Consider the following 14,647-nt stretch of genomic DNA (forward strand, 5'->3'; position numbering starts at 1 on the left):
CAACTTAGGGACATGGAGTTTTTCGATGGGACGATTACCTGTAGCAGTAAAGGGCACGCTTGCGATGTATCTGCTTGCAAGCACGCCGGTGGCCGATGCCTTGACCCAAGACATCAGCGCCGTATTCAGACCCGATCCGTCGAAGCCTCAGGAGGCCGCTTTTCGCAACACCACGCCGTTGAGTGGCTATTGCGCCGAATTCCCGTCGCAATGCCAGGCGTGGAACATGTCCAGCCTGCGGCTGCCGCTGACGGTCAATTCCATCAGGGCGATCCAGGCCGAACATGCCGATGCCCGGCAAGGTGCGATGTTCCAAGTGCCGGCCAACTGGCGCACGGCGCAAATCGTCCATTCGGCTACGGGCGAAACCGAGATCGTCCAGGTGCGTTGGGTCGGTATCGGTTCTCGATACCAGTTTCCTGGCAGCGTGATTGACCTGGTGGGCGGTGGGGTAGACCTCGGTACGGCGCATACCAAATTGTGGGGCCAGAACTGGGGTTATCCGCCGGCATCCTGTCATTTCAGCGGTTTCGGTCGGATGGGCGAGACGTATTACGAGTTTTTCTGGCGCACGCCAATGGAGGTCGTCTGCGCGAAAAAAGCCCAGTACCTGATTCCCAGCATGGCCTATCAGTACCTGGACTTCGCCTACGAACTGCGCATGCCCAACCCTATGAGAATGACCGCCGGCCAGTACACCGGGGACCTGACGATCAGTGTCGGGCCAGGTCGGGAAGTGGACATGGGCGACGTGATGTTACCCAGCGATTCGGCGATCACGCTCAATTTCAGGCTCGACGTCGAGCATGCCTTCAAGGTGGAAGTCCCACCCGGTGGAAATCGGGTGGAGCTGGTGCCCGAACAAGGCTGGCAGGCCTGGCTGAACAGTGGAAGCAAACCGACCCGGTTGTTTCGGGACCAGCGTTTCCATATCTCGACCTCCTCGCGTTTCAAGATGGCGCTCGAATGCCAGCACATCAGCGGCAATACCTGCGCCATTGCCGAAACCGGCACCGGCCATACCGTGCCGGTGGAAGTCAGGGTGACCCTGCCCGATGGCTTGACCGACATGGGCGGCCTGCCCATCAGCCGGCGGCGCCTGTTGCGCGACGGCAGCGGTACGGAGTTGCTCCAGCCCAATGTCTATGTCGATCGCAAGCCCGCGAGCCTGCATTTCGAAGTGACCCGCGACAGCATCGAGCAAATGTTGGCCGGCGGCGCGAGGACCTATACCGGCAACGTCACAGTGATCTGGGATTCAGAAGTTTGAACGGCTCCGAGAGCCGGCAGTATTCAAAAATTGTGAACAACACATGAGGTTCAGGCAGTGATGAAGTACGTATTGGCGTGGATGGGTTTTTATCTGTTTTGTGGTCTGGCTCACGCCGGGCCGCAGATTGGGGTCGGGGTGGTTTACGACTATCTGGATGCGGACAAGAGCACCTACATGAAACGGGTGTTCAACGGCGGCACGTCCACGGCATTCGTCAAGGTCAACGTCCTGGAGATCCACTACAACGAAGATGGCAGCTACCGGGAGGAGCCGGTTCAAAGCCAGGAAGGGGGCTTGGCCAAGGATGGCTTGATGGCCAGTCCAGCGCGGCTGATCGTGCCGGCAAACGGTGTGCAGGGTACGCGCCTGCTGTTCTTGGGCAATCGCGACCGGGAGCGTTATTTCCGGGTGCGTTTCGTGCCAGTGGTGCCGGAAGCCGAAGACGAGTTCGCCATCAGCAAAGAGGAGCGCGAAGAGTACAAGAAGGAACGTGTGGCGGCCGGGGTCAAGGTCCTGGCGGGTTATGGCACGGTGTTCTTCGTACGCCCCAAGGACACTCGATTCCAGACCGTTATCGAGGACGACGCCAGCAAGTACGTGATGCGCAACGACGGCAACAGCGTTTTGGTGATCGATGAATTCAAGGACTGCGCGGCGAAAAAGGAAAACGACTGCCGTCCGACCACCAAGCACCACGTCATGGCCGGCCGCACCTTTTCCTTCGAGAAGGAGGCGGGGCGGGAATACCGCTTCACGTTGATCGAGGGTAGCCAGAGCAAGGCCATCGAGATCAAGGGGTGACGGTCGCCGTCGCCGAACCGTTGCTGACGCACAGGTAATCACTATGTCCAAGACACCGCTACGCCCCCTCGCATTGACCGCGCTGATCCTGCCCTGGGCTTCGGCCTGGGCAGCGGTCGAGCGGGAAACCTTCGAGGTCTATGTGACCATTCCCACGGTCGATTTTTTCGTGCTGCCCCTCGATCCGCAACTGGTCCAACGCGAACAGCGCTTGCCGTTCAGCACCATCACCGGCGAGCTCAGCCCATTGCGGGCGACCTACGAGGTGAAGAACGCCAACGGCTCCATCGACGCGCGCCTGGCGGAAGAAGCGTACCTGTCCAACGGCCGTGAACGCATCGATCTGCGGGTGAGGTTCAACAACGTCCCGTTGACCCTTGATTCCACCCCAGTGGTGTCGGCCAGCGAAGCACGGCCAGGACGGCACGTGCCTTTGGAAATCGCCGCCATAAGGCCCGCAGGCGAAAACTATGTGCCCGGCGATTACTACGGCACCGTGCACATGGTGTTCGATGCCGTGGCGCCCTAGGGCTGGATCTCGCTTTTAACCACGCAATAAGGTATCGACGATGTATAAAACAATAATGTCCGCTGTTGTGCTGGGTGCCGCCACCTTGAACCCTTTGCAGGCGGGGGCGGCTGATGACGCGCGCTCGTCCATCCACATCACGGCGAACATACCGAACAAGCAGTTTCATGTGCAGCCGCGCAATCCGGATTTCGGCAAGGATGAGGTCATGCATTACGATCCGGTGCATAAAACGCTGAGCATTCTGCGTCACACGTACGATGTGAAGAACACCGAGGGCTCGGTCCATGCTTACATCGAAGGGGGGTTACCTTGGCTGACTAACGGCAGCGCCGACCCCCTTAAAGGTATTCCGCTGCTCGTCAGGTTCAATAACGTCACACTGTCTGCCATTCCCCAGGAGGTAGTAGATGATGCGACATCCACTCCAGGCACCCAGGCGGAGATGGTTATCAGGAACGCGTCGGTGATCCAGGATCATCAGACGGGCCTGTACAACGCAGATTTTACGGTGATCTTCGATGCGGTGCCCCGTGTCCCTTTATGAGGTCGTTCATAGCCTCGCCATCAACGGCTTGCATTGAGTCTGGCTACCCGGTTGCAGGTAGCCTGACAGGAACGGTGCCATGCCCTTGAGCACCTGCACCGGCAAGGCCGAGGTGAATTTGAAATTCTGCGCCGACGCTCCCGGCACATAGGCGGTGAGGGTGCCGAAATGGCTGTCGCCGATGTAGAACACGAAGGTGGCGGTGCGGTTGATCGATTTGGAGCTGATCACCCGTCCGCCGGAACCGATGGCTTCGATGCGGTTGTCGCCGGTGCCAGTCTTGCCGCCCATGGCCAATGGCGTTCCGTCGGCCAGCTTGAAGCTGCCCGCCACCCGTTTCGCGGTGCCGGCGTCCACCACTTGGGACAATGCGCCGCGCAAGGCGCGGGCCACTTCCACGGGCATCACCCGCTTGCCGCTGTCCGGGTCGCTGACCAACCGCGTTTCATATGGCGTACCGGTCGCGAATTGCAGACTGTCGACGCGCAATGCCGGGCGCCGCATACCGTCGTTGAGAATGGTGCCCACCAGTTCGGCCAGTGCGGCGGGACGATCCCCGGAACTGCCGATCGCGGTGGCGAGCGAAGGCACGAGGTGGTCGAACGGATAGCCGACTTGCTGCCAACGTTGATGGATATCCAGGAAGGCTTCGATTTCCAGCATGGTACGGATGCGACTGTCGCGGGCACTCTTGTGGCGGCTCTTGAACAACCAGCTATACACCTCCTGGCGCTCGAACCGGCTGGCCTTGACGATCTGGCTGAACTTGGCGTCGGGGTTGTTCAGCAGATAACCCATCAACCACAAGTCCAATGGGTGGACCTTGGCGATGAAACCCTGGTCCGGCAGGTCGTAGGCGCCTGGTCCGTAGCTCTGGTAGAGCCGTTCGAGGCGTTCGTCAGTGAGTTTTTCCGCGCTCTTGGCCGACTTCAAGTGTGCGCGCACGAAGCGATTGAAATTTTCCTGGGTCTCGTTGGGAAAGAAATAACGGTGCACGGCTGCCAGGCGAATCGCGGTAGGGCGCATGCCGTCGAGGAAGGTTTCGAGGCGCTGGCCGGTGTCCTTTTTCTGATACTTCTTCCAGAACTTGAGCAGGAACGAGGTGCCCTCGCGGTCGGCGAACTGGGCCAGGTATTCCTGGCGGCGCGGGTCCTTGTCGTCCTTGAGCAGTTCGGAGCTGTTGTTAGGGCCGGCGTAGGTCGCGTAGCGCACCAAGTCGCGCATCAAGCGAATGAACGGCAGGTTGATGGATTCGCGCAACGAGTCACGCAGCGTGGGCAGGCGACCGTCGTCTTCCTTGCGGAAGTTGTGGAAGGTGTGCAGCCCGCCGCCGGTAAAGAAGGCCTCGCCGGGGCTGGCTGAGTACTTTCGGTCCAGCGCGGCTTCGAGCATCTTCGGCAGGCTGTGGTCGCTGTTTTCGATCAAGTAATCCACCGCCCAGCGGGACAGGCGATCCTGCTCAGCGATCCCGGTTTTCTTCAACGCCGCCGGGGTCTGTTGGGCATAACGCTCGTGCAGCTCGGCGATGATCTGCAGGTAGGTGGTGAGCACGCGCAACTTGGCGGTGGAGCCCAGTTCCAGCTTGCTGCCTTCGTTGATGTCGAAGGGCTGGTCGGTGCTGTCGGTCTGCACCCGCACGCGCGAGCCGTCGGGGGTCAGTTCCAGCAAGGTAAAGCTGTAGCGCACCTGGGTGGTGCTGGTGGGGGTCAGCAGGCGTTCTCCCATCAGGCCGATCTCGGTCGCGAAGGCCGGGTCGGCCAATCGCTTGAGGTATTCGGTGGCCTGGGCCTGCAAATCACTTTGCAAGGTGCTGGTGGCGGAAAGGTCCAGGCGATCGAGGTCGTACAGCGGACGGTTGAGCAGGGCGGCGATGCGACTGCGAGCGGCGCTGATGCCTTTGTTGGTTTCGATGGGTTGGACGGTCGGGTCCTGGACCCAGTCGCGGTAGCTGACCTGGCTGGCGAGAGCGGCCTCGGCCAGCGCGGCATCGATCACGCCGTTCTGGGCCAGTAGCCGGATGTGGCTGTCGGTCAGGCGCGCAAGCTCCTCGTGGCCCTTCGAAAGATAGTGCGACGGCCGGCGCTGGGCGATCATCAACGACAGCATTTCCCGCAGGGCCAGGCCTTTATCCGCGAGGCTCTTGGAGTCGGTGGCGGTGCTGAACAAGCGTTCATTGGCCCGTTTGAAGTCCGCGCCATACCAGACCCTCAGCCCTTCGGCCATGCCATGAACTTCGCCATGCCCGGGCACGGCGGAGAGCGGCACGCTGTTGAGGTAGTCACGGACGATTCGCTGACGGGCTTCAAGGGTTTGCGGGCCGGCCTGGTAAGCGCGGACGCTGGCGGAAATCATCTGGCGGATTTTTTCCGCGCCCGACACAGTCAAGCCTTCGGGGGAATGCCGGTACTTCTCCAACTGCGTCGCCAATGTGCTGCCCCCGGCGGATTGCCCCGGCAGGCTCAACAGCTTGGCCACCTGCGACCACGCCGCCATGCCGAAGCGCGGCCAGTCCACGGCCGGGTTGGCCAGGGGTTGCTTGGGGTCGAGGAGGAAGCGGTTCTCGATGAACAAGAGGCTCTGCACGACTACTGGCGGAATTGCGTCGAAACTGGCGTACAGCTGTTGCGGATATTTGAATTGATAGACCGGCGCGGCGCGGCAATCGGTGATGGTCAGCCCGGCCTGGATCTTCTCCGCATAGGGCACGAACAAGCCTTTGTCGACGTAGTCCATCAAGGCTGGCGAAAAGCGCGCCTGGGCTTCGATCACGTAGTCACGCTTGAGCAGGCGCGGCAGGAACTCCCCCAGCGAGCTGTAGCCCAATCGCTGGTCGAATGGGCCGGCGCCGGGGTAGACGATGGCGTCGCTGGGGCCCGGTTCTACCGAATAGGTCAGGGACTCGGCGTACTGGCTGATCTCGCGCGACTGAAACCGCGACGTGCGCATTTCCTTGGCCACGGCCAGGCCGACCACCACCACGATAATCAGCAACAACAACCAGAACGCCCGCCAGCCATGCCGGGCGCGGCGAGTTTTTTTGGGTAAAGGCGCTTCTTCCATACGTTCAGTCGGGACCACAGGTTTATTCGAATCGGTTTGCCACAAAGCGCCCATAGTCGACTGATCCATTCACGCAGATTGATCGGACTTGCTTGAAGCTTAGACGGTGCTTGGCGTGGGGGGAGGGGAAATTATGGGAAAGCCCTACACGAGCACCTGTGAGATGCCATTGGCTGAGGCATTTTTTTGTGGCGAGGGAGCTTGCTCCCGCTCGGCTGCGCAGCAGCCGCAAAGGTGGCATGTCTGAAGAGTTCAGCGGTTGAAAAACGAGGGCGGCTGCGCCCCCCAGCGGGAGCAAGCTCCCTCGCCACGGGTACTACGCCTTTTTCGGAAAAGTCGCTCAACTATCATCGCGTCGGATCGTCGAGGGTGAGGCTACCGTAAGTAGACACCCCAACCACAGGAAACCAAGGAATGCGTCCTTCGCGCCCAAACTCTCATCGCTTACGTCGCGGACGTTCTTCGGAACCGGGGCGAGGTTATCTCGTTACTACGGTCGTTCACCGACGCACACCGATCTTCAAGGACTGGCGACTAGGCCGCTTACTGATTGCAGAAATGCGCCTGGCTCATGAGCGAGGTCAGGTCAATTCGCTGGCCTGGGTTGTGATGCCGGACCATCTGCATTGGCTGGTGCAGGTGGAGCAAGCTCAGCTCACAAAAGTGATGCAGGCAGTCAAATCCCGCAGCACCCTTACAATCAATCGAGCAATGAACAGAAAGGGCGCCTTCTGGCAAAGCGGCTTTCATGACCGCGCGGTCCGCGACAACGAGGATCTGAAGCCCTTCGCCCGCTACATCATCGCCAATCCGCTTCGTGCAGGGTTGGTAGATCGTATCGGCGATTACCCTCTCTGGGAAACAGTGTGGCTTTAGCCGCTTTTTGTGGCGAGGGAGCTTGCTCCCGCTGGGTGGCGAAGCCGCCCTCGCTTTTCAGCTTTTAGAAGCGGGCGGCTGCGCAGCCGAGCGGGAGCAAGCTCCCTCGCCACAGGGATGGGGGTGTCTGAATCCCAGGGTATTGATGCCTGAAAGCCTTGCTCTAGAGCCATCGCCCCTTGCCAGAACATGACGCTGCACCATCACTGTGCAATACTCGGCGGCGTTTTCTGTAGGACCTGTATCCCAGACAAGACCTCTCCTAAACCCAATTCAGGCGCAGGCTTATCCCTGAATTTTCCAGTTTTTACAGTGAAACTCTCTATCCCTGGCTTTTTATACTGCACGACCCGCTGATCCTGAGGTTGTCGTTCCACAGGACGGTCTGCCCACAAGACAGACCCGGTTTCGGCAATGCTCGCAGGCTCACCCGCCTGCGGCTTTGGAGACTCGGTGGTCAATCCAATAACAAGACGAGGTTGTATCCCTATGCCAGTCGGCAATCATCTGCCCCATGGCGAGACCGCCCAGGGTGGTCCGCTCAAACGTGAGCTCGGCGAGCGGCATATCCGCTTGATGGCGCTTGGCGCCTGCATCGGTGTCGGGCTGTTCCTCGGTTCGGCCAAGGCTATCGAAATGGCCGGGCCGGCGATCATGCTGTCCTACATCATCGGTGGCCTGGCGATCCTGGTGATCATGCGCGCCCTCGGCGAAATGGCCGTGCACAACCCGGTGGCCGGTTCGTTCAGCCGCTACGCCCAGGATTACCTCGGCCCGCTGGCCGGTTTCCTGACCGGTTGGAATTATTGGTTCCTGTGGTTGGTCACTTGCGTGGCCGAGATCACTGCGGTGGCGGTGTACATGGGCGTCTGGTTCCCCGATGTCCCCCGCTGGATCTGGGCGCTGGCTGCACTGGTCAGCATGGGCTCGATCAACCTGATCGCGGTCAAGGCCTTCGGTGAATTCGAATTCTGGTTCGCCCTGATCAAGATCGTGACCATCATCGCCATGGTCATAGGCGGCGTCGGCATTATCGCCTTCGGGTTCGGCAACGACGGCGTGGCCCTGGGTATCTCCAACCTGTGGACCCACGGCGGTTTCATGCCCAACGGCGTGACGGGCGTATTGATGTCCCTCCAAATGGTCATGTTCGCCTACCTGGGCGTGGAGATGATCGGCCTGACCGCCGGTGAAGCGCGCAACCCACAGAAAACCATCCCCAACGCCATCGGCTCGGTGTTCTGGCGGATTCTGCTGTTCTATGTCGGCGCGTTGTTCGTGATCCTGTCGATCTACCCATGGAACGAAATCGGCACCCAAGGCAGCCCGTTCGTGATGACCTTCGAACGCCTGGGCATCAAGACCGCCGCCGGCATCATCAACTTCGTGGTGATCACCGCCGCGCTGTCATCCTGCAACGGCGGGATATTCAGCACCGGCCGCATGCTCTACAGCCTGGCGCAGAACGGCCAGGCCCCGGCCGGCTTCGCCAAGACCTCCAGCAACGGCGTGCCACGCCGTGCATTGCTGCTGTCCATTGCCGCGTTGCTGCTGGGTGTGCTGCTCAACTACCTGGTGCCGGAAAAAGTCTTCGTCTGGGTGACCTCCATCGCCACCTTCGGCGCGATCTGGACCTGGGTCATGATCCTGCTGGCCCAACTCAAATTCCGCAAAGGCCTGAGCGCTTCCGAGCGTGCGGCGTTGAAATACCGCATGTGGCTTTATCCGGTCAGCTCTTATCTGGCGCTGGCGTTCCTGGTGCTGGTAGTGGGCTTGATGGCGTACTTCCCGGATACGCGCGTGGCGCTGTACATCGGCCCGGCGTTCCTGGTGCTGCTGACGGTGTTGTTCTACACCTTCAAGTTGCAGCCGACCGCCGAGGCACAGGGTTCGATGCGATCGGTTTCGTAAGGTCAAGCGCGATGTAAAACAAAGCCCCGGTCAGATGACTGGGGTTTTTTTGTCGCTAATGGCGCGTGACCGTCCGTCGGTTTCGGAGTCCGACCTGTAAGATCTGACAGTAGACCGCCACAGGTTCGTGGCCTAGCGTGGAAGCCCGCCAATAGGAGAATGGCAAGGGTAAAGATGAACGGATTTTCTGCGTTGATAGTTATCGCACTGGTCAATGGACTGATCCATGGCCAGGTTTTTTTCCTGTTGCATGACGCCGTTGGACTGGTCCAGGCGACCAGCAACTTTGCTGCGTTCTGCGTGGCTGCGATGTTTTCGTTTTATGTGAGTGCGCTTTACATCTTCCGGCCCGGGGAGTCGTGGCGAGGTTATCTCGTGGGCAATGGCGCGATGGGCGGGCTGAGTTATGGCTTCGGCGCGATGGGCGATGCGCTGGACTTGCCTGGGTGGATAGCGGTCGTTTTGTCTTTGTATTTCACGCTGAACCTGGTGATGGGGTATGGGTTTATTCGATTCAAGTTGTAGTTGGCACAGGACACTCATGTACCTTCCAATTAAATTAACAGTTCCGACTTTTCCAAAGAAAAGCATGCGGCTATTGGTGGGTAGCGCTGTGTTCTTCCTTATCTCTGCTGCTTGCTCGGCTTGGCATGAGCAAGATGACCGGGTCACAGCTATCAATGCCAGCTATTCCACCCGCTGCGCCGAAGAGGACAACGTATATTTAAAATTGGTGGGAGGGGGTATTCGGAAGTTAAGAATTGAAGCTATGCATCCCGTTTATCTAAAATCGCTGAAGTCCGGAGAATCTGCTGCGGATTTTTCCGGGTGCTCGTTTACTGAGAAGAGTAATTCGCAGGACCAGGTGTTTTTTTCTGTTCCTAAACAAGTTGTTCTCTGGGAGTCGAATGACCTGTTGATAGTGGGTAATACGTTGGAGCGTTTTTGGCGGCCGAACGCTGTCGAGATCTATATCAATGGTGTTGGTCATAAGAATATCCATCTTATCCAGGTGTATAGCAAAGACCTGCGTCAGCCGAACGGAACCGCTAATCAGTTTCTAGTGCTTTACCCTCCAGATGGATATTGGCGTCTTAAGCCCCTTGCGGCGCCTTATCTCGATACCGGGGGGTACGGCACCTCCTTCCTCGTCGGCCCCATAGACGAAGCGTTACGTCCTGTCGTTGACCTGACTAAAGTTGAGTTCATTCCTGCGAATCGGACCTTCGAGTTGGACTATCGTGACGGCTCCCATGGCAGCATGAAAATCGTCGAGATCAATCGGCAACATGCCGTGTTGGACTATACCCATGATCGCCCATCCCTTGCCGGACAACCTCTGGCCGCCATGCGCTCCATGTATGTAGCTCCGGACAATGCAGACGCCTCTCAGGTGACTTATCAGAGCCGGGAGGGAGGGGCGTTGATAGAAGAGCCCCTAATGGAATTTGATCGTGCCGATGTGCAGAGCATCCGCCTCGGCCGTTCGGTCCCTTCCAAACACAACGCTTCGGCGCCAGACATGTGGTTCGGTCATTTCAGAAGAGAATGATGCTTGCTCAGCGCATTGATGAGTCGCGCACCGTGCGTGGAATGGCTGAGCCGGGGCCAGTCAGTTGTGCGTTGGTAGTGATTTCAAATTCCGCCTGATTACCAGTGGTGGAACTACTGCCAACGAATACCGTAAAAATTCCCGATTCCACGGACCGCAAGAGTTTATGGTCAAGCAATGCCCAATCGTCTTGATCGAGTAAAAAGCTAACGGTCGTGCTTTCACCGGGTTGGAGCCTGACTTTTTCGAAGCCTCGTAACACTCGCACCGGGCGCGTGATGCTCGCGACATTCTGTCGTAGATATAACTGGACTGTTTCTTCCCCGGCTCGTTGACCGCTGTTACGGACGACAACCTGAACCGTGAGAGTCTCATCTGCGGTCAGTCGTCGCTTGCTCAGTTTTGGCGCTCCATAGCTGAAGGTGGTGTAACTCAGGCCATGGCCGAACGGGTAAAGGGCTGTCCACTGAGAATCAAGGTATTTCGAACTGAAGTGATTGGTTTCACTCGGCGGGCGTCCGGTGTTTTTATGAGCGTGGTAGATGGGAACCTGGCCTACTGTACGGGGAAACGTGATGGGTAGTTTTCCACTTGGATTTATGTCGCCGAACAGTACGTCCGCTACTGCGTTACCCATTTCGGAGCCTAAAAACCAAGCCTCAAGTATTGCGGGAAACTGTTCATCCACATCGGGTATAGCGAGCGGGCGTCCGTTCATCAGGATAACTACGACAGGCTTACCTGCTTTGACCAACAGAGCGACCAACTCATTCTGCGTCCCTGGTAATCCCAGAGACGTACGGCTGCGTGCCTCGCCGCTCATGTCTGCTGTTTCGCCCAGTACGGCTACAACTACATCGGTATCAGTCACCGCGCGCAGGACTGAGCCACTATCAAACATGTCTGAACGTTCGGGGGAGCCTGCCGGGACGTAGACAACCTCAGTCGTGGGCGAGACGGCACGTTTTATCCCATCCAAAATAGTGACTGATTCGTCGGCGCGACCATCCGCCGACCAAGAGCCCAGTGTGGATAACGCATCATTCGCCAAGGCACCTACCACAACGACTTTGCGCAAGCTCTTGGAAAGTGGCAGCAGTGCACCGTCGTTTTTCAACAACACAATTGATTTTTGCGCCGCCTCCCTGGCTATCGCGCGGGGTTGTGGCAGCGAAAGCTGCGCCGTTTCGCGGGCCGGGTCGCTGTAGCGGTACGGATCATTGAATAAGCCTAGGCGTTGTTTCACCTGAAGTATCCGACGCACCGCGTCATCCACGGCACTCTGCGAAAGCTGTCCGCTGCGTACCAATCCGGGCAATTGCGCAGCGTAGTCACCGCCGACCATCTCTATGTCAACCGTGGCATTGAATGCAAGTCGAGCGGCTTGCCGTGAGTTGGATGCGACACCATGCGCTATCAACTCCATAACACCGGTGTAATCACTGACGATCACCCCTTGGAAACCCCACTCCTCGCGCAATTTTTGTTTGAGCTGCTTTTGGCTGGCATGCATCGGCATGCTGTCCAGTTCATTGAATCCGGGCATGATCATGTCGACACCTGCTTCGATAGCCGCTCGAAACGGGGGCAGATAGACCTCCTCCAACGTGCGCTCGGACAGATCGGAAGTGTTGTAGTCACGGCCACCTTCCGCCGCACCATAAGCGACGAAATGCTTCGCCGTCGTCAGGATTGACGAAGTGTCGGGAGGTCCGTTGCCCCGGAACCCTCGTACTCGCGAAGCGGCCAGCGCCGCGCCTAGGAAAGGATCTTCCCCGGCACCCTCGACCACTCGACCCCAGCGTGGGTCTCGTGCGATATCCACCATCGGGGCGAAGGTCCAATGCAAGCCGCTGGCCGTTGCTTCGACCGCAGCAGCTCTGGCGGTTCGTTGTGACAGGTCTGGGTCCCAGGCTGATGCCTCGGCCAGCGGAACAGGGAATATTGTGCGGAAACCATGGATCACATCGAAGCTGAACAGTAGCGGGATGCCGAGGCGTGAGCCTAGGACCGCTTCGCGTTGAAGTTTTCGAGTGTTCTCGGCGCCATACACACCGATCAATGAACCGGCCTCTGGCAGGCCGATCGTCTTGCGGCCTTTGGTATCCACCGCCGGTCCGGTGGGCGTGTTCTGCATCCCCAGCTGGGTCAGTTGACCGGCCTTTTCTTCCAACGTCATTTGTTCGATCAGCCGTTCAATGAAGGCATCGTCTTTTAGTTTTTTCGAAGATTTTTCTTCAGATTGGGCCGTAGAGTGAAACCACGTTGCGAGGATCAACGTGCAGAGCAGAGCTGCCGTGGTCAGGCATGTCCGATCCATGACATCACCCCGTCGATACGGTTGGCGAAGATTGCGCAACCGCTGCTTCTGAAACCGCAGCTGGGAACTCTACGAATGGGTGATATTGATAAAGCCAAGTCTCGGAAAGAGTTTTTTCATCCAGGCGCAGAAACAGGCGCATCTCGACGGGGTCACTGCCCTCTGCGCCCAGATCAAACTGAGCGCGCCAGTGCCCGGCCTTGTCGTCCGGAACGGGTTCGGTAAATACATTCGAGAAGGTACCCCTGGAGGCCCAGAGTACCGCCTCTGGTCTGACGCCGAAGGCAAGTTTTTCCAGCGGCGTGCCAGTAAACTCTACACAAAACTTGCGCAAGCCCTTTGGGCGGGGCTGACCGGGTTGTCCCCCGTTACCCAGGCGTGTTGCTACACAACGTGCCAGGTCGGAGGGGTAGGGTTCGTCGGCCAACCAGTGTAATCGATACTTCAATTGGTACTGGTTTCCCGCCTCGGCGGGCTCTTCGGGTACCCACATGGCGACGATGTTGTCGTGGATTTCATCGTCGGTCGGAATTTCCACCAATTGCACACTGCCTTTGCCCCAGTCCCCGAAAGGTTCGACCCACACGCTGGGTCGGCGCTGATAGTTCACACCGTCCTGGTAATGATCAAAATTCCGGTCCCGTTGAAGTAGGCCGAAGCCCCGAGGGTTATTGTCTGAAAACGCTGACGCCATGGTGCGTCCGGGATTGTTCAGTGGTCGCCAGATGTGTTCTCCTGCCCCCGTCCAAAGCGCTAGCCCGTCGGAGTCATGCACTTCCGGACGCCAGTCGATTGCCGTACGTTTGATTGTTTCACTGAACCAGTACATGGACGTCAGCGGGGCGATTCCGAAGCGATCGATGTTCTGACGCAGGAATAAGGCTGCATCAACATCCATTACTACGGCTTTGGTGCGGTTCACCACGAATCGATAAGCGCCGCACAAGCTGCGCCCTTCAAGCAGTGCGTACAGCGTCATGGTTGGCTGACGATCATCTGGCGGCGTCTCGAACCAGAAATGGGTGAAGTCTGGAAACTCCTCGGCCTTGTCCGGCTGTGCAACGTCCAGTGCTATACCGCGTGCGGAGATTCCGTACTGGTATTGCTCGCCGATAGCCCGGAAATACGAGGCCCCAAGAAAGGCCAGCCAGTCATTCTGCTTCCAGTTGAGTTTTTTCTGGTCACCCAAGCGGCTTTCCTGAAAGCGGAAGCCGGCGAAGCCGCTGTTTGACGCCAGGGCTTGCGCCGGGCTGTCGCTGGGCATGTCGAACAATGTTTTGTCGTAAGTGATTTCCCGAGGTACGCCTTTGTCAATGACGTGCATTTTGACCGGGACGCGGGAAAATTTGCCCAGATGGAAAAACGTGACGGGGTATTTTCCAGGACCATTGGCGAAGAGTGAGCGTGCGGTATCGAATCGGATCCGCCCCAAGGCCTCGTAATCTATTTTTGACAGGATCTGCTCATCGCTAGTGACGGGGCGCACGTAAGGCTTCAACGCCTTCTCTTCAGCCATCCGCACCAACGTGTCATACGTAAACGGACCCGCTTGCGCCACCGACGCTGACGCCTGCCCGGCCTCCGCCGTATCGACAACCTTGACCGCCCCCAATGCCGCAAAAAGCGAAGCAAAACCAACCAGATCGCGCCGGGTCAACATACGCACCTTCCATGACGAATAAGCCATTGGGGTGAATGGTCAATCGTATGGAGGGTGTCGTCTACTGTCAGAACTTACAGGTAGGGAGTGAATTCGGGCATCTCGAAGAACGGTGCTC

The 14,647-nt window shown here is 58.4% G+C and carries 11 protein-coding genes; 8 read left to right on the forward strand and 3 right to left on the reverse strand.

Annotation, left to right across the window (positions count from 1 at the left end):
• Positions 1-25 precede the first annotated feature (25 nt).
• The 4 genes from J3P79_RS05780 to J3P79_RS05795 are packed head-to-tail and all read left to right on the forward strand — an operon-like array spanning position 26 to position 3,150.
• Complete coding sequence (locus J3P79_RS05780; RefSeq protein WP_434608882.1) at positions 26-1,270, forward strand: hypothetical protein; 1,245 nt, start codon at positions 26-28, stop codon at positions 1,268-1,270.
• Between the two features lie 60 nt (positions 1,271-1,330).
• The gene (locus J3P79_RS05785) at positions 1,331-2,074 is read left to right on the forward strand and encodes a molecular chaperone (protein WP_434608884.1); all 744 of its coding nucleotides are present in this window, start codon (positions 1,331-1,333) and stop codon (positions 2,072-2,074) included.
• A 43-nt stretch (positions 2,075-2,117) separates the two neighbouring features.
• The gene (locus J3P79_RS05790) at positions 2,118-2,603 is read left to right on the forward strand and encodes a CS1 type fimbrial major subunit (RefSeq protein WP_434608889.1); all 486 of its coding nucleotides are present in this window, start codon (positions 2,118-2,120) and stop codon (positions 2,601-2,603) included.
• A 40-nt stretch (positions 2,604-2,643) separates the two neighbouring features.
• Positions 2,644-3,150 (forward strand): adhesin, encoded by a 507-nt coding sequence (locus J3P79_RS05795; protein ID WP_434608891.1) that lies wholly within the window; start codon positions 2,644-2,646, stop codon positions 3,148-3,150.
• Between the two features lie 6 nt (positions 3,151-3,156).
• On the opposite strand, the gene J3P79_RS05800 is transcribed toward J3P79_RS05795, so the two are convergent.
• Entirely contained in the window at positions 3,157-6,264 is a 3,108-nt protein-coding gene (locus J3P79_RS05800) for a transglycosylase domain-containing protein (protein WP_434608892.1), read from the reverse strand.
• A 360-nt stretch (positions 6,265-6,624) separates the two neighbouring features.
• Here J3P79_RS05800 and J3P79_RS05805 point away from each other — a divergent pair, with 360 nt between their 5' ends.
• The 4 genes from J3P79_RS05805 (at position 6,625) to J3P79_RS05820 (ending at position 10,549) form a co-directional block, all read left to right on the forward strand.
• Positions 6,625-7,086 (forward strand): REP-associated tyrosine transposase, encoded by a 462-nt coding sequence (locus J3P79_RS05805; protein ID WP_434608894.1) that lies wholly within the window; start codon positions 6,625-6,627, stop codon positions 7,084-7,086.
• Positions 7,087-7,575: 489 nt separating this feature from the next.
• Positions 7,576-8,997, forward strand: coding sequence for an amino acid permease (locus tag J3P79_RS05810; protein WP_045156790.1), 1,422 nt, complete (start codon positions 7,576-7,578; stop codon positions 8,995-8,997).
• A 159-nt stretch (positions 8,998-9,156) separates the two neighbouring features.
• Positions 9,157-9,522 carry a GtrA family protein gene (locus J3P79_RS05815; RefSeq protein WP_434608896.1) on the forward strand — a complete coding sequence of 122 codons (366 nt, stop codon included), beginning with the start codon at positions 9,157-9,159 and terminating at the stop codon, positions 9,520-9,522.
• A gap of 16 nt (positions 9,523-9,538) precedes the next feature.
• Complete coding sequence (locus J3P79_RS05820) at positions 9,539-10,549, forward strand: hypothetical protein (protein WP_434608897.1); 1,011 nt, start codon at positions 9,539-9,541, stop codon at positions 10,547-10,549.
• Positions 10,550-10,556: 7 nt separating this feature from the next.
• Here the strand turns inward: J3P79_RS05820 and J3P79_RS05825 are convergent, their stop codons facing one another.
• Together J3P79_RS05825 and J3P79_RS05830 are read right to left on the reverse strand one after the other, a co-directional pair.
• Positions 10,557-12,908, reverse strand: coding sequence for a glycoside hydrolase family 3 N-terminal domain-containing protein (locus J3P79_RS05825; RefSeq protein ID WP_434608899.1), 2,352 nt, complete (start codon positions 12,906-12,908; stop codon positions 10,557-10,559).
• Positions 12,874-14,385: a glucan biosynthesis protein gene (locus J3P79_RS05830; protein ID WP_434611369.1), complete on the reverse strand. Its 1,512-nt coding sequence runs from the start codon at positions 14,383-14,385 to the stop codon at positions 12,874-12,876. The genes J3P79_RS05825 and J3P79_RS05830 overlap by 35 nt, the downstream gene beginning before the upstream one ends.
• Between the last annotated feature and the right edge of the window lie 262 nt (positions 14,386-14,647).

It is taken from the genome of Pseudomonas sp. R1-7, from assembly GCF_051132105.1.
Classification (GTDB): Bacteria; Pseudomonadota; Gammaproteobacteria; order Pseudomonadales; family Pseudomonadaceae; genus Aquipseudomonas.